Origin of the sequence: Neptunicoccus cionae (assembly GCF_014643735.1) — a bacterium.
GTDB classification, from domain to species: Bacteria; Pseudomonadota; Alphaproteobacteria; order Rhodobacterales; family Rhodobacteraceae; genus Amylibacter; species Amylibacter cionae.
In genome coordinates, this window is sequence record NZ_BMKA01000002.1 from 821,847 (window position 1) to 839,263 (window position 17,417).

At 56.8% G+C, this 17,417-nt stretch carries 17 protein-coding genes; 10 read left to right on the forward strand and 7 right to left on the reverse strand.

The window, feature by feature from the left end; translation table 11 throughout:
- The first annotated feature begins 35 nt into the window (after nt 1-35).
- A complete protein-coding gene (locus IEX10_RS09205; protein ID WP_188673708.1) occupies nt 36-830 on the forward strand; it encodes an ion transporter in 795 nt (264 codons plus the stop codon).
- Between the two features lie 18 nt (nt 831-848).
- On the opposite strand, the gene dxs is transcribed toward IEX10_RS09205, so the two are convergent.
- The 5 genes from dxs to IEX10_RS09230 form a co-directional block, all read right to left on the reverse strand.
- The gene (gene dxs / locus IEX10_RS09210) at nt 849-2,777 is read right to left on the reverse strand and encodes a 1-deoxy-D-xylulose-5-phosphate synthase (RefSeq protein WP_188673711.1); all 1,929 of its coding nucleotides are present in this window, start codon (nt 2,775-2,777) and stop codon (nt 849-851) included.
- 26 nt (nt 2,778-2,803) lie between these two features.
- A complete protein-coding gene (locus IEX10_RS09215) occupies nt 2,804-3,673 on the reverse strand; it encodes a polyprenyl synthetase family protein (RefSeq protein ID WP_373287460.1) in 870 nt (289 codons plus the stop codon).
- A gap of 6 nt (nt 3,674-3,679) precedes the next feature.
- Nucleotides 3,680-3,919: an exodeoxyribonuclease VII small subunit gene (locus IEX10_RS09220; RefSeq protein WP_188673714.1), complete on the reverse strand. Its 240-nt coding sequence runs from the start codon at nt 3,917-3,919 to the stop codon at nt 3,680-3,682.
- 131 nt (nt 3,920-4,050) lie between these two features.
- Nucleotides 4,051-4,758 carry a response regulator gene (locus tag IEX10_RS09225; RefSeq protein WP_188673717.1) on the reverse strand — a complete coding sequence of 236 codons (708 nt, stop codon included), beginning with the start codon at nt 4,756-4,758 and terminating at the stop codon, nt 4,051-4,053.
- 6 nt (nt 4,759-4,764) lie between these two features.
- The gene (locus tag IEX10_RS09230; RefSeq protein ID WP_188673720.1) at nt 4,765-5,262 is read right to left on the reverse strand and encodes a MarR family winged helix-turn-helix transcriptional regulator; all 498 of its coding nucleotides are present in this window, start codon (nt 5,260-5,262) and stop codon (nt 4,765-4,767) included.
- A 176-nt stretch (nt 5,263-5,438) separates the two neighbouring features.
- On the opposite strand from IEX10_RS09230, the gene IEX10_RS09235 reads away from it, so the two are divergent.
- The 9 genes from IEX10_RS09235 to IEX10_RS09275 all read left to right on the forward strand — a co-directional run bounded on the left by IEX10_RS09235 (nt 5,439) and on the right by IEX10_RS09275 (nt 15,449).
- Nucleotides 5,439-6,308 (forward strand): branched-chain amino acid aminotransferase, encoded by an 870-nt coding sequence (locus IEX10_RS09235; protein WP_188673723.1) that lies wholly within the window; start codon nt 5,439-5,441, stop codon nt 6,306-6,308.
- 156 nt (nt 6,309-6,464) lie between these two features.
- Nucleotides 6,465-6,794, forward strand: coding sequence for a ribosome silencing factor (gene rsfS, locus IEX10_RS09240; RefSeq protein WP_188673726.1), 330 nt, complete (start codon nt 6,465-6,467; stop codon nt 6,792-6,794).
- 7 nt (nt 6,795-6,801) lie between these two features.
- The gene (rlmH, locus tag IEX10_RS09245) at nt 6,802-7,272 is read left to right on the forward strand and encodes a 23S rRNA (pseudouridine(1915)-N(3))-methyltransferase RlmH (protein ID WP_188673729.1); all 471 of its coding nucleotides are present in this window, start codon (nt 6,802-6,804) and stop codon (nt 7,270-7,272) included.
- A gap of 96 nt (nt 7,273-7,368) precedes the next feature.
- Nucleotides 7,369-8,886, forward strand: coding sequence for a 2,3-bisphosphoglycerate-independent phosphoglycerate mutase (gene gpmI, locus IEX10_RS09250; RefSeq protein WP_188673732.1), 1,518 nt, complete (start codon nt 7,369-7,371; stop codon nt 8,884-8,886).
- Nucleotides 8,883-10,025, forward strand: a complete 1,143-nt coding sequence (locus tag IEX10_RS09255) for a murein hydrolase activator EnvC family protein (RefSeq protein WP_188673735.1) — start codon at nt 8,883-8,885, stop codon at nt 10,023-10,025. Before gpmI ends, IEX10_RS09255 begins: the two co-directional genes overlap by 4 nt.
- A 10-nt stretch (nt 10,026-10,035) precedes the next feature.
- Nucleotides 10,036-11,367 carry a S41 family peptidase gene (locus IEX10_RS09260; protein ID WP_188673738.1) on the forward strand — a complete coding sequence of 444 codons (1,332 nt, stop codon included), beginning with the start codon at nt 10,036-10,038 and terminating at the stop codon, nt 11,365-11,367.
- The gene (locus IEX10_RS09265; RefSeq protein WP_188673741.1) at nt 11,364-11,849 is read left to right on the forward strand and encodes an RNA pyrophosphohydrolase; all 486 of its coding nucleotides are present in this window, start codon (nt 11,364-11,366) and stop codon (nt 11,847-11,849) included. The genes IEX10_RS09260 and IEX10_RS09265 overlap by 4 nt, the downstream gene beginning before the upstream one ends.
- Complete coding sequence (locus IEX10_RS09270; protein ID WP_188673744.1) at nt 11,846-12,346, forward strand: hypothetical protein; 501 nt, start codon at nt 11,846-11,848, stop codon at nt 12,344-12,346. The genes IEX10_RS09265 and IEX10_RS09270 overlap by 4 nt, the downstream gene beginning before the upstream one ends.
- A 253-nt stretch (nt 12,347-12,599) precedes the next feature.
- Nucleotides 12,600-15,449, forward strand: a complete 2,850-nt coding sequence (locus tag IEX10_RS09275) for an error-prone DNA polymerase (RefSeq protein WP_188673747.1) — start codon at nt 12,600-12,602, stop codon at nt 15,447-15,449.
- Between the two features lie 12 nt (nt 15,450-15,461).
- On the opposite strand, the gene IEX10_RS09280 is transcribed toward IEX10_RS09275, so the two are convergent.
- On the reverse strand, nt 15,462-16,445 hold the full coding sequence (locus tag IEX10_RS09280) for a leucine-rich repeat domain-containing protein (RefSeq protein WP_188673750.1): 984 nt from the start codon (nt 16,443-16,445) through the stop codon (nt 15,462-15,464).
- Nucleotides 16,446-16,558: 113 nt separating this feature from the next.
- A complete protein-coding gene (locus IEX10_RS09285; protein WP_188673752.1) occupies nt 16,559-17,383 on the reverse strand; it encodes a hypothetical protein in 825 nt (274 codons plus the stop codon).
- Nucleotides 17,384-17,417 lie beyond the last annotated feature (34 nt).

Below are 17,417 nucleotides of genomic sequence, written 5' to 3' on the forward strand. Positions count from 1 at the left end.
CTCAGAGCCCCTATAAATCCGCCATGAAGACTACTATGCAGCCTGAAACAAAAGGCGATTTTCGCGCCAGACTGACACAATGGGTGGAATCCCCGCTGGTACGGAACTTCGTGCTGGCCGTAATCGTGGTGAACGCGATTGTGCTGGGGCTGGACACCTCTGAAACTGCGCGGGACATGTCCGGCGGTATGCTGGGTGTGATTGACGGCATTTGCCTTGCCATTTTTGTGGTCGAACTTGTCGTCAAGATGGTCGCCTATGGATGGCGCTTCTTCCTGAAGCCTTGGAATATATTCGATTTTCTTGTGGTTGGCGTGTCGCTTGCACCGGGCAGCGGCGGGTTGTCCGTCTTACGGGCACTGCGGATTTTAAGGGTCTTGCGGGTCATCTCCTTCGCGCCCAGCCTGCGCCGTGTGGTCGAAGGATTTGTCTCTGCTCTGCCGGGGATGGCCTCGGTCTTTTTGTTGATGACAATCATCTTTTACATCGGCTCCGTCATGGCGACAAAGCTGTTTGGCGCGACCTTTCCCGACTGGTTTGGCACCCTCGGGCGGTCTGCCTATTCGCTGTTCCAGATTATGACGCTGGAAAGCTGGTCCATGGGCATCGTGCGTCCGGTGATGGAGGTTTTCCCTTACGCGTGGGCGTTCTTTGTGCCCTTCATCATGGTCACAACCTTCGCAGTGGTGAACCTGCTGGTGGGTCTAATTGTGAACTCCATGCAGGACGCCCATCTTGCGGAGGACGCTGAGGCAACCGGGGCTTACCGTGATGAGATGTTGGCCCGTCTGGACGAGATCAGCGCGAGACTGGCGCGGCTGGAAAAATAGTCAGGCACAAAGCCCGCGTCAGGCGCGGGCTTTGTTGATCTGTGAAATTCCCAGTACATCCAGAACCTTCGCCTCAATCTGGGGCGCATTCATGCCTGCGGTTTCATACATTTTGGCAGGGCTGCTTTGGTCGATAAACGTGTCTGGCAGCACTATAGACCGGAACTTCAACCCCGTATCAAACACGCCCTCTTCCGCCAGGAATTGCGCCACATGGGACCCGAAACCACCCACAGCGCCTTCTTCGATGGTGATCAGCGCTTCATGGTTGGCAGCAAGTTCACGGATCAGGTCTTCGTCCAGCGGCTTGGCGAAACGGGCGTCTGCGATGGTCGGGGTAATCCCCTTACGCGCCAGTGAAATCGCCGCTTGTTCGCATTCCTGCAAGCGCGTGCCAAAGGACAATAGCGCTACGCGGCTGCCTTCCTGTATCGTCCGTCCCTTGCCGATTTCCAGCGGTACGCCGACCTCTGGCAGGTCCACGCCAACCCCTTCGCCACGCGGGAAGCGGAAGGCGCTGGGGCGATCATTGATGCTGGCGGCGGTGGCGACCATATGGACCAGCTCGGCCTCATCCGCGGCGGCCATCACGACAAAATCCGGCAGGTTCGCCAGAAATCCGATGTCAAAGCTGCCCGCATGGGTGGCCCCATCGGCACCGACCAGTCCGGCGCGGTCAATGGCGAAACGGACAGGCAAACGCTGGATCGCCACATCATGAACCACTTGATCATACCCCCGTTGCAGGAAGGTGGAATAGAGCGCGCAAAACGGCTTTAGCCCACCTGCCGCCATACCGGCGCAGAAGGTGACGGCATGTTGTTCGGCAATACCCACATCAAAGCAGCGTGTACCGAAACGGGCGGCGAATTTGTCGAGCCCCGTTCCGTCCGGCATCGCCGCAGTCACGGCCACTACCTTGTTGTCTTTTTCCGCCTCTGCAATCAGGCTTTGCGCGAAGACCGACGTGTAACTTGGTGCATTTGAAGGGGTTTTCTTTTGTTTACCGCTGATCACGTCGAACTTGGCGACACCGTGATATTTATCCGAAGACTCTTCTGCTGGCGCGTATCCCTTGCCCTTTTCAGTCAGAACATGGATCAGCATCGGCCCCGTGGCGCGCTGCTTTACAGTGCGCAAAACCGCCAGAAGCTGTTCCATATCGTGCCCGTCAATCGGCCCCACATAGGAAAAGCCGAGCTGTTCAAACAGGGTGCCGCCAACCGTCATATGTTTGACCATATCCTTGGCCCGTTTCGCCCCGTCCTGAAACGGTTCGGGCAACAGGGAAATCGCGCTTTTGGCGGCGGATTTGAATTCCTGAAACGGTTCACCTGCATAAAGTTTCGACAGATAGGACGACATCGCACCCACAGGCGGGGCGATGGACATTTCGTTGTCGTTCAGAATAACGATCAGACGTTTTTTCAAATGGCCCGCGTTGTTCATCGCCTCATACGCCATGCCAGCGGACATGGCCCCGTCCCCGATCACCGCAATTGCATCGCCAAGCCCGTGTTCCGGCGCACCGCCCAGATCACGCGCCACTGCAAAGCCAAGCGCGGCAGAAATAGAGGTAGAACTATGGGCCGCGCCAAAAGGATCAAAGGCACTTTCGCTGCGTTTGGTGAAACCGGATAGACCGTTTTCCTGTCGCAGCGTGCGGATACGATCCCGCCGTCCTGTCAGGATTTTATGGGGGTAGCACTGGTGGCTGACATCCCAGATCAGACGGTCCTTTGGCGTATCAAAAACCGCGTGAATGGCGGTCGTCAGCTCTACCACGCCCAGCCCAGCGCCAAGATGCCCACCGGTTTCGGACACAGCGGAAATCGTCTCGGCCCGCAGCTCATCCGCCACCTGACGCAGTTCTGTATCGGAAAACCGCTTCAGGTCTTCGGGGGCGTTTACCTGATCCAGCAGGGGAGTGTTTGGTCTATCGCTCACAAGGTTTTCCTTCTGGCACGGTTTTATCACAAATTGCGGTTGATGACGAATTGCGCCACCTGTCGCAGGGGGTCTGCGCGCGATCCGTAAAGCGAAAGCGCATCGCAGGCTTGCTCTATCAGTGAACTGGCCTGCTGTTGTGCGGCTTCAAGTCCGAGGATGGAAACAAAGGTGGCTTTCCCTGCTTCCGCGTCCTTTTGCAAACGCTTTCCGGCCAGTTCGGCATCCCCGACAACATCAAGCACATCGTCCTGTATCTGAAAGGCACGGCCCAGCGCGGCAGAATATGTTGCAAGCGGGCCAGCGTCTTCTTCTGCCAGCGTTGCACCGGAACAGGCGGACCATTCGATCAAAGCGCCGGTTTTATTGGCCTGCAATTCCGTGATCTGATCCAGCGTGAACGGCGTCGTTGCGGTTTCGGCGGCGATGTCCTGCACCTGCCCCAACACCATACCGTTTGCACCAGACGCACGCGCCAGATCGGCCACCAGTTTGATCCGCACCGATGCATTGGCAGAGGTCAGGGGATCAGCGAGGATTTCAAAAGCCAGCGTTTGCAGGGCATCACCCGCCAGAACCGCAGTGGCTTCATCCCACTTCACATGGACGGTCGGTTTGCCACGGCGCAGGTCGTCATCGTCCATGCAGGGCAAATCGTCATGCACCAGCGAATAGGCGTGCATGGCTTCGATCGCCGCCGCTGTGTTCACAGCATCCAGACCAAACAGCGCAGCGGATTCAATGGCAAGATAGGCCCGCAGTCGCTTGCCCCCATTCAGGGCGGCGTGGTGCATCGGGGCTGCAATGGGATTGCCAGCGACAGGGGGCAGCAGATCGCGCAGCGCCTGTTCCGTGGTCGCCGCGATGCGGGCCAGTCTGTGTTCGAAATTCTCCACGGGAAATTAACCCTCGAAAGGTTTCAAACCGGCGGGATTTCCATCCGCACCAAGCGTGATTTGGGCGATTTTCTCTTCCGCCTCTTTCAACTTCACCGCGCAGTGTTTTTTCAACTCTGCCCCGCGATCATACAGCTTGATGCTTTCTTCCAGTGCCACCTGACTGCTTTCCAACTGTCCCACGACTTTTTCCAGCTCCGCCATAGCGGTTTCAAAGTTCATTTCGGAAATCGGTGTATCCGCCATTCGGTCTGCTCCATCAAAACGCCAAAATCGGCTGCAACGGATGCAGCCAGCGCCTGCAAATCATATCCACCCTCCAAAGTCGAGACCACACAGCCCCGGCGATGCTTTCGGAATGGTTTTAAGCGGTATGCTTAATCCGGTGCCAGCATATAGCCCGCGCCGCGCACAGTTTGCAGATAGCGGGGCGATTTGGGGTCGGCTTCAATCTTGCGGCGCAGGCGGGTGATTTGCACATCCACGGCCCGTTCCTGTGATTGGTCACTGTCGCGCCCCAAATCTTCGACCAGTTTGCTGCGGCTGATGGGGGAATGGGGACTGGCGGAAAATATCCGCATCAAAGTGCTTTCTGTGGCGGTCAGGCGGATGAGGGTCTCTCCCTCCCATAGCTCTCCGCGGGTCACATCGTAACGCACCGGCCCCAGTTGTAGGGACTTTGGTGCCTCCACTACGGCTTGTTCAACCGGCACACGGCGCAGAATTGCGTTGATCCTAAGCACCAGTTCCTTGGGCTCGAACGGTTTGGTGAGATAATCATCCGCGCCTGCTTCTAGCCCCATAATCCGCTCGTTTGATTCCCCTTTGGCCGTCAGTAATAGGATCGGCGTTGACAGGGTTTCGCGCAGGCTGCGGGTCAGGGTCAGCCCGTCTTCCCCCGGCATCATGACATCCAGCACGATGAGGTCAAAATCCAGTCCGGCCAGCAAGCGGCGAGCGTGGGCGGCATCCCGTGCCGCTGTCACCCAATACCCGTTGCGCGACAGGAATTTCTGCAACAGCGTGCGAATACGTTCATCATCATCAACGATCAGAATGTGGGCGTCAGACAGGGGTTCGTTCATACAAAATCAGTCCTTTACCAACTTCTTAACATGCTGACGCATAGACGGGTCCATAATATTTTCGAGAACTTGGCGAAATCCATGCACCGCATCCGGTCCGGCCTCTTTATAGGCAGCGCGCAGGCGTTTACGCTGGGTGGAGGACAAATCGGATTCCAGCGCTTGTCCCGCCGGTGTCAGATGCAAATGCCGCTCCCGCCGGTCGCGCACGCCGACCTTGCTTTCGACCAGACCGTCATCAATCAACTGGCGCAATACGCGGTTCAGGGACTGTTTTGTGACCCCGAGGATATCCAGCAAAGCATTCACTGTCGTACCGGGGCGACGATGAATAAAGTGAATCGCGCGATGATGGGCGCGGCCATAGGTGTAATTTTCCAGAATACGATCCGGATCAGAAATGAAGCCGCGATAGGCGAAGAACAACAGCTCAATGCCCTGCAAAAGCTGGTCATCGGTTAAAAAAAGCAGGTTTTCCCCGCCGGGTTGCAAACGATCCTGCATGGTAGATATTTCATCCGATCACAAATTTTTACTGCTACCCGGCAATTTATGTCAGTCTTGTTGACTTTCCAAGAATCAAATGATAGCAAATTTCGACTTTGGCGTAATTTTATGTCTTATTTGTGCGCGGAAACGAAATTTTCGCAAATTACACAGCTTCTGGTGGAGGAAATACAATGGCCGGTGCTTATGATGATCGTGATGGCTCTATTTGGCTGGACGGAAAACTTGTCCCATGGCGGGAGGCAAATGTCCATATTCTGACCCACGCACTGCACTACGCTTCCTCGGTTTTCGAAGGCGAGCGGGCGTATAACGGGAAGATCTTCAAAAGCCGCGAACACTCCGAACGGCTTCTGTTTTCCGGTAACGAACTGGACATCCCGATCCCCTACACTGTGGACGAGATCGAAGCAGCCAAGTACGAAACACTGGAAGCAAGCGGCCTGAAAAACGCCTATGTGCGGGCGGTTTGCTGGCGCGGTTCGGGCGATGACATGGGCGTTGCCTCTGCCAAGAACCCAGTGCGCATGGCCATCGCGGTTTGGGAATGGGGTGCCTATTACGGGGATGCCAAAATGGTTGGCGCCAAGTTGGATATTTCCCGCTGGAAACGCCCGTCTCCCGAAACCATCCCCTGCTTTGCCAAGGCAGCCGGTCTATACATGATCTGCACCATGGCCAAACACGAAGCCGAGGCCAAAGGCTGCTCGGACGCGATGATGTACGACCACCGCGGCTATGTTGCAGAAGCCACCGGCGCGAACATCTTTTTCGTCAAAGACGGCGTGGTTCATACACCCAAGCCTGATTGCTTCCTGAATGGTCTGACCCGTCAAACCGTGATCGGAATGCTGAAAGATCGCGGCATCGAAGTTGTGGAACGTCACATCATGCCAGAAGAGCTTGACGGGTTTGAGCAATGCTGGCTGACCGGCACCGCGGCAGAAGTTACACCCGTGGGCCAGATCGGTGAGCACACCTTCGAGGTGGGCGAATTGACCCGCAGCATCTCGGAAGAGTACGAAAAACTGGTCCGCAGCTAAAATCACGCTATCTGTTCTCGCTTGAGACTGCTCGGTCGCTCTGATACCCTTGGGATATCTCGGCGCCCGAGAAAGAGTGGCGTATATTCGGAGGACATCGTTCTGGTTGAACGTGTTGGGCCCCAAGCGGCCGAAAAAGAAGAAAACATTCCAGCAATGTCGATGCTGGACCTGGTTCTAAACTCGCTGCAAGGCGACAAGGCCGAAGACATCGTGACACTGGATCTGGCCGGAAAATCTTCCGTTGCCGATCACATGGTTGTGGCCTCTGGCCGGTCAACCCGTCAGGTTGTGGCTATGGCTGAAAAACTGTCGGAACGTCTGAAGCAAAACAAAGGCATCAGCGCGCGGATCGAAGGCAAGAGCGCCGGAGACTGGGTTCTGATTGACGCAGGGGACGTGATTGTCCACCTGTTCCGCCCCGAAGTGCGCGAGTTCTACCAGCTGGAGAAAATGTGGCAGACCGTGGCGGAAGACGCGGAATAAGCCATTGATGCGGCTGCATATCATTGCTGTCGGGCGCTTGCGCAAAGGGCCCGAACTGACGCTGATTTCCGACTATCTTGATCGTTTTAACAAATCGGGTCGTGCCTTAGGGCTCGGCCCTGTTTCTGTTATTGAAGTCGAAGATAAAAAAAACGCGGGTATGGCCGCCGAAGCAGAACTGCTGCGCAAAGCTATCCCCAAAGGCGCGTTAACCATGATTATGGACGAACGCGGCAAAGTCATCAGCTCTGTAGATTTTTCCGACAAGCTTGGCCAATGGCGGGACACCGGAACGCAAGATCTGGCGATTCTGATCGGTGGTGCAGACGGGCTGGCCCCAGATTTGCGGGCAGAAGCGGATTTTGCGCTGTCTTTTGGCAAAATGGTCTGGCCCCATATGCTGGTGCGCGTGATGTTGAGCGAACAGCTTTACCGCGCGGCCTCTATCATGGGGAACGCGCCCTACCATCGGGCCTGATCCGCCGAATCAACCTTACCTCCTTGCGAAAACTTGCCAACCAAGGCGATCATCGCTATCTGCACCCCAAGGCAATAACCGACCAGAGGTAAGCAGATGTCCCCGATCAAACCCGTTGTACTTTGTATTCTGGACGGCTGGGGATTGCGCCCCGAAACCGAAGGCAACGCCGTCGCGCTGGCGGATACGCCGAACTTTGATCGCATCTTGCGGGACTGCCCGAATGACACGCTGACCACATTCGGTCCCGATGTTGGCCTGCCGGAAGGGCAGATGGGCAACTCCGAAGTGGGGCATATGAACATCGGTGCCGGTCGCGTGGTGGAAATGGATCTGGCCAAGATTAACGGTATCATCAAACGGGGCGAACTGGCCGAACAACCGGCTGTGGAACGCATCATGACTATGGGCAACGGCATCGTGCATCTGTGCGGTGTGCTGTCGGACGGTGGTGTGCACAGTCACCTGAACCATATGATCGCGATGGCCGATATTATGGACAAAGCTGGCCGCAAGACAGCCCTGCACCTGTTCACGGATGGACGCGACGTGGCCCCGCAATCCGCCGAGAAATACCTCAACACCTTACAAGCCACCCTACCTAAAAGCGCAACGATTGCGACTGTTTCGGGCCGGTACTACGCGTTGGATCGTGATAACCGCTGGGACCGTGTGGAACTGGCCTATCAAGCGATGGTAAACGGCACCGGCGCACCGTTCGCCAGCGCCGCAGAGGTGATCGCACAGAATTACGCCGATGACATCACCGACGAGTTCTTCAAACCCGCTGTTATCGGGTCTTATTCGGGCATGAAAGACGGCGACGTTCTGGTCTGCCTGAACTTTCGCGCTGACCGCGCCCGCGAAATCCTTGCGGCGATTGCCCAGCCCGGTTTTGACGGGTTTGACACCGGCACCCGCCCCGAGCTCGCGCTGGTTAGCGGCTTTACCGAATACTCTAAATCTCACAGTGCCTATGTGGACTGCATCTTCCCTGAAGAGGACATCGTAAACACGCTTGGCGCTTGGGTGGCACAAAAAGGGCTGCAACAGTTCCGCATCGCAGAGACCGAAAAATACCCCCATGTGACCTTCTTCCTGAACGGCGGCGTGGAAGTCCCCGAAGAAGGCGAGGACCGCTACATTGCTGCCAGCCCTAATGTTGCCACCTATGATATGCAGCCCGAGATGTCCTCGGCGGAAGTGACAGAAAATCTGGTCGGGGCGATCAATTCGGGGAAATACCACCTGATTGTGGTGAATTACGCCAACCCCGATATGGTTGGTCATACCGGCAGCGTTGAAGCGGCAACTGCCGCTTGTGCTGCGGTGGATGCTGGTCTGGGTCAGGTGCTTGACGCATTGGAAAACGCAGGCGGCGCGATGATCCTTTGTGCGGATCACGGAAATTGCGAAACCATGATTGATCCCGAAACCGGTGGGCCCCATACCGCCCACACCACAAATCCCGTGCCTGTGGCCTTGATCGGCGGCCCGAAAAGCGCAAAGCTGCGGGCGAACGGTCGGTTGGCCGATCTCGCCCCGACGCTGTTGTCGCTGATGGGGCTGGATCAGCCGCCTGAAATGACAGGTAAGAGTTTGCTAGACGCATGAGAGCAGGGCGCGGAATTTTCGCGGCGGTATTCGCTGCCATGCTTGGCTGTGGTGCGGCACTGGCGCAGGGTGATCCTGTGATGAAGGCGCAACTTGCGTCCGAAGCCCTGAGCGCTGCAACCGAAGATCTTGCCAAAGCCCAAAGCGCTAAGGACCGCGTCAAAGCCCTGAGCGAAACCGTACGGGCCTATGAAGCGGGGCTAAGCGCCATGCGTGACGGGCTGCGCGGTGCCACAATCCGCGAACGGGTGATCCGGCTGGAGTTTGAGAACCGCCGCGACCAGCTCAGCCGGTTGTTGGGGATTTTGCAAACGCTGGAACGGGCAAGCACACCGATGCTGCTGATCCATCCCACCGGTCCTGTTGGCACTGCACGGTCTGGCATGATGATGTCCGAGGTGACACCTGCGCTGCAAAGACAGGCCGAAGAACTGCGTGCCCAGCTGGAAGAGCTACAGGAATTGCGCACGCTGCAAACCAACGCAGAGGAAAAACTGCGGCTGGGACTGGCTGGCGTTCAAGAGGCCCGTGTCGCGCTTAGCCAAGCGATCTCGGATCGTACCGATCTGCCCACGCGCATGTCCGATGATCCGATCAAAACTCAAATACTCGCCGATAGCGCCACCTCTCTGGAGCTTTTTGCGCAAAGCATCGGCGTCCTTCCACCTGAAACCGATGCAGCCGCGACGATCCCGTTTGACCGGATGCGCGGCACCCTGCGTCTGCCCGTGGAAGGCACACAGCTGCGCGGCTTTAACGAGGTGGACGCGGCGGGTTTGAAGCGCCCCGGCCTTGTAATCGCGGCGCGTCCGCTTGCGCTGGTGACAGCGCCGGTAGCCGCAACCATCCGTTATTCAGGCACTTTTCTGGATTACGGAAACGTGATCATTCTGGAGCCCCAGTCTGGCTATCTTCTGGTGATCGCAGGCATGGAACAGGTGTACGGTGAGACCGGACAGATCGTAGATCAGGGCGCCCCGGTGGGGTTGCTCGGCGGAAGTCAGGCTGCCACGCAGGAGTTTCTGGTCGAAGCCTCTGATGGTACTGGTGCAACCGCGCAAGAAACGCTCTATATGGAGCTAAGACATAACGGCAAACCGGTGGACCCCAGCGTCTGGTTTGCCATCAATGACAGGTAGGATAGATTTTATGAAGAAACTTGCACTGGCCGCAGTAGGCGGAACTCTGGCAGGGATTGTCCTGACGGCGCAACTGACCGGACCGCTGATTGCACAAGAGGCCGCGCGCACGAAATCTACCTACGAACAGCTTGACCTGTTCGGTGACATTTTCGAACGTATCCGCTCTGCCTATGTTGAGGAAGTCGACGAACAGGAACTGATCCGCTCAGCGATCAACGGTATGCTGACATCGCTTGATCCCCATTCTTCTTACCTGCCGCCCGAAGATTTCGATGCAATGCAGGTGCAGACACGAGGCGAATTCGGCGGTCTTGGAATTGAGGTTACGCAGGAAAACGGTTTCGTCAAAGTGGTCAGCCCGATTGACGACACCCCAGCCGATGAAGCAGGCGTGGAAGCCGGTGATTTCATCACCCAAGTGGACGGCGAAAGCACTCTTGGCATGACGCTCGACGACGCAGTTGACCTGATGCGCGGACCGATTGGCAGCGAGATCGTCATCACCATCGTACGCGAAGGCAGCGAAGAACCTTTCGACGTAACCATCGTGCGGGACACCATCAAAGTTAAAGCCTCTCGCGCAAGGATCGAAGGGGATAGCGTTGTCTTGCGGGTTACGACCTTCTCGGACCAGACCTTTGCCAACCTCGAAGCCGGCCTGAACGAAAAAGTCGCGGAACTTGGCGGGATCGACAACGTCAGCGGTTTTGTCATCGACCTGCGCAACAATCCGGGTGGCTTGCTCAATCAGGCTATTCTGGTCAGCGACGCCTTCCTTGAAAAAGGCGAGATCGTATCGACGCGCGGCCGCAATCCGCAAGACAGTGACCGGATCAACGCCCAACCTGGCGATCTGGCGCAGGGGAAACCCATCGTGGTACTGATCAACGGCGGTTCCGCTTCCGCTTCGGAAATCGTTGCAGGCGCGTTGCAAGACCATCACCGCGCTGTGGTGATCGGGACACGTTCCTTTGGTAAGGGCTCTGTTCAGACCATCATGCCGCTGCAAGGGGACGGCGCAATGCGTTTGACAACCGCGCGGTATTATACACCTTCGGGCCGTTCTATTCAGGCACTGGGGGTATCTCCGGACATCATCGTCGAACAGCGCCCGCAGATTGAAGTTGCCGCCGAAGAAGATGCCCGCCAGCAGCGGTTCGAAGCAGACCTGCGGGGATCATTGACCAACGACAGCCTGACCGATGATCAAAAAAAACAGCTGGAAGACGAACGGCTTGCAGCGGAAAAAGCGGCCGAGCTGCGCAATAATGATTCGCAACTGGCGTACGCTCTGGATGTGCTGAAAGGCCTGTCTGTTCTGGAGAATGACGGCGAATGACCCCAGAAGCCATCGCAGACCTGCCCTATCGCCCTTGTGTCGGCCTGATGGTCGTCAACAAGGATGGCCATGTCTTTGCCGGCCAACGGCTCGACAACTTCAAGGACGCTTGGCAAATGCCGCAAGGCGGGGTGGAAAAGGACGAATCCCCCCGCACCGCCGCCCTGCGGGAGCTGGAAGAAGAAACCGGCATCCCCGCCAGCGCAGTAGAGGTCGTGGCCGAAACCGAAGACTGGATTCCCTACGACCTGCCCCATGCGCTGGTGCCAAAACTGTGGAAAGGCCGGTTTCGCGGTCAGAAACAAAAATGGTTCCTGCTGCGGTTTACCGGCGAAGACACAGTCGTCAACATCGCCACCAAAGAACCGGAATTCCGCGAATGGTGCTGGCTGAAACCCGAAGACCTGCTGGACAAGATCATTCCCTTCAAACGGGACACTTACGAGCGGGTGATCCGGGAGTTCGCGGACCAAGCAAAATGAAACGAGCGGGCCTGTTGTTCATAACGATTGCAGGCCTGTTCTTTGGGGCCGAGGTTCAGGCACTTAGCTGTATGCGCCCCAATCTGGCCGAGGCCTTCAACCGTTTTCAAGCCTCTGACGACACCTATGTGATCGCCTTGGGGAAAGTCCGGCCCACTGACAAACAACCGCCCTATGTGGAAGGCCGCCCCCGAAAAATGGCAGCGGAACTTTCGGGGCGTTTCATGGGGTTGGACGGTTTTGGCGCACAAACCAGCCGCAGCATGACAATCCAGACCCACTGTCTCGCCCATTGGTGCGGTGGACTACCAGCCTCCCCCGATCAGGAACAACTGATGTTCCTGCGCCGCGCGGCTGACGGTTTGATACTTGACATGCAGGCCTGCCCCGATGGCAGCCTGACCCTGCCGACGAAGGACCGGATAGAGTTGCTGCAATCCTGCCTGAAGCAAGGAAAATGCACCGGGTCCGATTTGCAGAAGATGGAAACGCGCTGACAGGGTGATTTTTGGATATTTTCCCCAAAAAGAGCAATCAGGCGCCCTGATAGAACCTTGCAGGGCGCCCTCTTCTTGGACGGTCATCGCCTTCCCAGGCTGTACCGCACGGCTACTGTGCCACTTCTTGGTAAAGAAACCGTAAAGAGCCTCTTCTTGGTTCAAATATCCAAATCCGGCACCGCCGCAAAAACTGTGTTCAGGGTTTTCGAGGGGACTCGCAAAAAGAACAAAACGTGAATACAATTACGGCATGGCCTTTGTCGAACTGTGCAACACCTCTAATTTCACCTTTCTGGGTGGCGGCTCCCATGCCGAGGAATACGCACGTCAGGCGTTTGAATTTGCCATGCCAGCAATGGCCGTAACAGATGTAAACTCGGTTGCAGGGATCGTGCGCGCCCATGTGGAACTGCGCGAGATCGCCCGCAAGCTGCGCGAAACAGGGGAACAGGCCATCGTGCCGCGCCTGTTGCCTGCAACACGGCTGGAAACGGTTGACGGGTTTTCGATGGTGGCGCTGCCACGGGACAGGACCGCTTGGGGGCGGCTGTGCCAGATGCTGACACAGGCAAAACAGCGGGCGGGCAAGGGGGAATGCCTGCTACAGTTTGAGGATATTCTGGAACAGGGAGAGGGGCTGGAATTCCTGCTTTTACCGGTCAGCACGATCTATCCCCGCGGTGCGCAGGGTTGGCAGGCGCGGGCGCAACAGTTGATCCGGCGCTTTGGCACGGCGGTCTCTGTGCTGATGGCGCCGTGTTATGACGGGCAGGACAGCGTGCGGTTTAACGCTGTGGCAAAACAGGCCCGATGGCTCGGCTTGCAAACCGTTGCATCGGCCACGCCGGTGATGCATCGCGGGTCGCGCCGCAGGCTCAGCGATGTGTTGACCTGCATCCGTGAAAGCCTGCGCATTGATGATATTGGCGATAAAGCACTGTCCAATGCCGAACGGCACATGCGCGATGAAGCAGCGATGTTGCGGTTGTTTGAAGGTCATGAAGATGCGGTCCACCGCAGTGGCGAAATTGCAGATCGTTGCCGGTTTTCTCTGGATGAGTTGAAATACGAATACCCTTCGGAAATTTCCGTCGGAGAAGCGCCGCAAGCGCGTTTGGAACGGTTGTCACGCGAAGGGTTGAAATGGCGTTATCCCGAAGGTGTGCCCGAACGGGTGTCGCGGATGTTAACGCACGAGCTGACCCTGATCGGCAAGCTCGGCTATGCGCCCTATTTCCTGACTGTGCATGATCTGGTGGATTTCGCCCGCTCTCGCAATATTCTGTGTCAGGGGCGCGGTTCGGCGGCAAATTCCGTGGCTTGTTTTGCCTTGGGCGTGACCTCTGTTTCGCCGGAAGTGGGGACGATGGTGTTTGAGCGATTTGTTTCCGAAGCGCGGGACGAGCCGCCCGATATCGACGTGGACTTCGAACATGAACGCCGCGAGGAGGTGATCCAGTATATCTATGAACGCTATGGCCGACACCGCGCGGGGCTTTGCGCCACGGTGGTGCACTACCGTGGAAAACGGGCGATCCGAGAGGTGGGCCGCGCGATGGGGCTGTCAGGCGATACGATTTCGGCATTGTCCTCCCAGCTTTGGGGCTGGGGTGGTGGCGGGTTGCCCGAACAGCAGTTGCGCGAACTGGGGCTGGACCCGAACGAACCGCGCCTGAAACAGACCCTTGATCTGGTGGATCAGATCATCGGTTTCCCCCGTCACCTGTCCCAGCATGTGGGCGGTTTCGTCATCACCGAAGGCGCACTTGACGCGCTGGTTCCGATCGAAAATGCCGCGATGGAAGGGCGCACGGTCATTTGCTGGGACAAGGATGACATCGACGCGCTGGGTATTCTGAAGGTGGACGTGCTGTCGCTGGGGATGCTGACCTGCATCCGTAAGGCGTTTGATCTGATCGAGAACCACCACGGCACAGAGTACACGTTAGCGAGCCTGCCGCCCGAGGATCCGAAAGTCTATGACATGCTGTGCGAGGCGGACAGTCTGGGGGTGTTTCAGGTGGAAAGCCGCGCGCAGATGAACTTTCTGCCACGGATGCGGCCTCGCACGTTTTATGATCTGGTGATCGAAGTGGCGATCATCCGGCCCGGTCCGATCCAAGGGGATATGGTGCATCCTTTCATCCGCCGCCGTCAGGGGTTGGAAGAGGTGTCTTTTCCGTCCGATGCTTTGGGCGAAGTGCTGGGCAAGACCCTTGGTGTGCCGCTGTTTCAAGAGCAGGCGATGCAGATTGCGATCATTGGCGCAGGGTTCACGCCCGAACAGGCGGACCGTCTGCGCCGCTCACTCGCCACCTTCAAGAAACACGGCAATGTCTCTGAATTTCGTGATCTTTTCCTCTCGGGTATGGCGAAAAACGGCTATGATGAAGACTTCGCCGCGCGGTGTTTCGGCCAGATCGAAGGCTTTGGGTCTTACGGGTTTCCCGAAAGCCATGCGGCCAGTTTTGCCCTTTTGGTCTATGCCAGCGCTTGGTTGAAATGTCACCACCCCGGAATTTTCGCCTGTGCCCTTTTGAACAGCCAGCCGATGGGGTTTTATGCCCCGGCCCAGATTGTGCGGGATGCGCGCGAACATGGTGTGATCGTGCGCCCCATCTGCATCAACGCCAGTTATTGGGACAATGTGATGGAACCGGACGGGCGCGGTGGGCTTGCTTTGCGGCTCGGGTTTCGCCAGATCCGTAAAATGCGCGAGGAAGAGGCCACGTGGATCTGTTCGGCGCGGGGCAACGGCTATACCGAAGTGGAAGATGTCTGGCGCCGCGCGGGTACTCCGCCCCATGTGCTGGAGGTTTTAGCAGAGGCCGATGCTTTCGCCGCTTTGGGCGACAACCGGCGGGAGGCTTTGTGGCATGCAAAGGCGGTTAAAGGTGCAGCGCCCCTGCCCTTGTTTGCACAGGAACTCGACGGGGAGGGGCTGGAGGAGTTGCCTGTTACCCTGCCAGAAATGAGCGAGGGGGAAAATGTGGTAGAAGACTATGTGTCGATGCGGTTGACCCTGCGCGCCCACCCGATGGCCTTGCTGCGGCCCCTTTTAACGCCGGGTTTTGATCCGGTTGAGAAGCCGCAGAAATAGGGTCTATGCCCGTTAGCGACCAATCTTCAGACCACGGGTTTCCCGCTCTTGCAATGGGGCGAAGTCGTTAACGGCAGAGCCCTGCAAGCGCACCTCTCGCAGCTTCTTTAGCCCGACAAGCGGCGTAACATCCTGAACGGCAGTGGCGCTCAGATCGAGGAACCGGAGGTTTTCCAGCTTCGAGAGGGGCGAAATATCCTCAACCGCAGTCAGACCAAGGTTCAACTCCACCAGCAGGTCCAATTTTCTTAGCGGGCTGATATCACGCACAAATGTACCGTCCAGTTTGAGAATTTTTATCAGAAACAGGTCTGATAAGGGGGAAATATCCTCAATCATCGTGCCGCCAAGGGAAAGTTCGTGCATCACCTCAAATCCGCGCAGAACGGAAATATCCGTCACCAGACAGTCCGCCAGATTGAGCCATGTTAATTTCTTGTGGTTGCGCAACGGCGTCAGATCAGAAACAAGCGTGCCGCGAACGCTCAACCGGCGCAGGTTGGTCAATCGCTTGAGAGGCGAAAGGTCTTCGACCAGCGTATCGTCAGCACCGATATCTTCGATCCACGTCATTTTCCCCAGCGGCGACAGATCCGTAACCGCCGAGCCGTTCATATAAAGATGCCGCAGGGATTTCAGCGCGGTCAGAGGCGACAGATCGCTCACTTGTGTGCCGGACATGCTGATCATCTCCACCCCGCGCATTGTTGCCAGCGGTGTCAGGTCTGTGATGGACGATCCGTCCAGCAGAAGATCGCGCACATCATCCAAGCCAGCCAGTTCAGAGAAATCATCCGCCTGCACATTCCGCAAATCCAGGACACCCCGTTCGGACACATAAGCGCCCAGCACATTTGTGCGGTTGGTGCTGTCTTCGACCTGATCCACAGGCAGTTGCAGATTGTCGTTTTCAACGGGAACATTCACCTGCGCTGCCGCCGGCGCCATACAAAAGAACAGTGCCGAAATTGCCGGAATCAGCCGAGCAAGCCCCATGAAAAACCTCAAAATCTGTTGGACGAAGTGTCTAATTGCTAAAAATAGGTCACAGCTGGGAAGTTACAACAGATAAATCAGTCCGCGCAGCTGCCTGCACAGGGATCACCGACTTAAAACCGTTTGTACCATTTGACGTAAACCGATGCACCGCTGGAACTTGTTCGGGTGGCAAAACGATGTTGATAGGCGGTTTTCGTTCCGATCTCGACAGTGCCGTCCCCCATAACCGGTATCTTCAATTCCACCCCGATCGCCGGTTCAAACCTGTTATTAAAATCCCTGCCCTTTTGGTCTGCCTTCGCCAGAACGGACACGAACGGCACAACTTCCAAGCCTGTTGTGCGATAGGGAATCGCTGCCGCCAGCTTCACAAACGCCTGAAACTGGCCGTTTGTCCGCTCGCTCAGGTGAAGGGAGCCAGGATGGCGAAAGTTGGCCCAACCACTTAGCACCAGTTCGCTTTCGTCCTCACGTGGCAGCCAGCGAGGGCGCCATGTTTTGTAAAGCGAACCGCCGATCGTCCAGACAAACCCGCCACGCAACACGCCGGTAGAGAACTCTCGTTCCAGCTTCCACTTTCCGCCGAACGATAGCTTTACAGCGTCACTTGGTCTGATCTGGATTTCGCTGCCCAAGGCAAAAGTGAATTTGTTATTATACGCGAATCCATCGCTGTCCTTTAGCAGAACAAGGGTCGCATAGGCCACGAGAGCGGTATTTTTCGAGAGTCTAAAGAGCGTTACAGAGGGTTTAATATACAACTCGAACTTCGCGTTATTCTGATAAATATCCGCCAGATCGGGCGGTGTATTGAAAGAACCATAAACCTCAACCGAAGGGCCATAGCTGCGGTTGAACAGACGAAAAGGCTCCGCCAAAAGGGGCAGAGCGTGGGTCATAAGGACAATGACTGTCAGGAAAAAACAGCGATACATTCCCGAAACTTGCCCAATATTGGTTAAGAAACTC

Bases quoted from the DNA above. Each gene is read 5' to 3' on its own strand.
- IEX10_RS09205 (WP_188673708.1), top strand. From the start codon at position 36: ATGCAGCCTGAAACAAAAGGCGATTTTCGCGCCAGACTGACACAATGG.
- IEX10_RS09220 (WP_188673714.1), bottom strand. From the start codon at position 3,919: ATGGCGGATACACCGATTTCCGAAATGAACTTTGAAACCGCTATGGCG.
- IEX10_RS09225 (WP_188673717.1), bottom strand. From the start codon at position 4,758: ATGAACGAACCCCTGTCTGACGCCCACATTCTGATCGTTGATGATGAT.
- IEX10_RS09230 (WP_188673720.1), bottom strand. From the start codon at position 5,262: ATGCAGGATCGTTTGCAACCCGGCGGGGAAAACCTGCTTTTTTTAACC.
- IEX10_RS09235 (WP_188673723.1), top strand. From the start codon at position 5,439: ATGGCCGGTGCTTATGATGATCGTGATGGCTCTATTTGGCTGGACGGA.
- rsfS (WP_188673726.1), top strand. From the start codon at position 6,465: ATGTCGATGCTGGACCTGGTTCTAAACTCGCTGCAAGGCGACAAGGCC.
- rlmH (WP_188673729.1), top strand. From the start codon at position 6,802: ATGCGGCTGCATATCATTGCTGTCGGGCGCTTGCGCAAAGGGCCCGAA.
- gpmI (WP_188673732.1), top strand. From the start codon at position 7,369: ATGTCCCCGATCAAACCCGTTGTACTTTGTATTCTGGACGGCTGGGGA.
- IEX10_RS09255 (WP_188673735.1), top strand. From the start codon at position 8,883: ATGAGAGCAGGGCGCGGAATTTTCGCGGCGGTATTCGCTGCCATGCTT.
- IEX10_RS09260 (WP_188673738.1), top strand. From the start codon at position 10,036: ATGAAGAAACTTGCACTGGCCGCAGTAGGCGGAACTCTGGCAGGGATT.
- IEX10_RS09265 (WP_188673741.1), top strand. From the start codon at position 11,364: ATGACCCCAGAAGCCATCGCAGACCTGCCCTATCGCCCTTGTGTCGGC.
- IEX10_RS09270 (WP_188673744.1), top strand. From the start codon at position 11,846: ATGAAACGAGCGGGCCTGTTGTTCATAACGATTGCAGGCCTGTTCTTT.
- IEX10_RS09275 (WP_188673747.1), top strand. From the start codon at position 12,600: ATGGCCTTTGTCGAACTGTGCAACACCTCTAATTTCACCTTTCTGGGT.
- IEX10_RS09280 (WP_188673750.1), bottom strand. From the start codon at position 16,445: ATGGGGCTTGCTCGGCTGATTCCGGCAATTTCGGCACTGTTCTTTTGT.
- IEX10_RS09285 (WP_188673752.1), bottom strand. From the start codon at position 17,383: ATGTATCGCTGTTTTTTCCTGACAGTCATTGTCCTTATGACCCACGCT.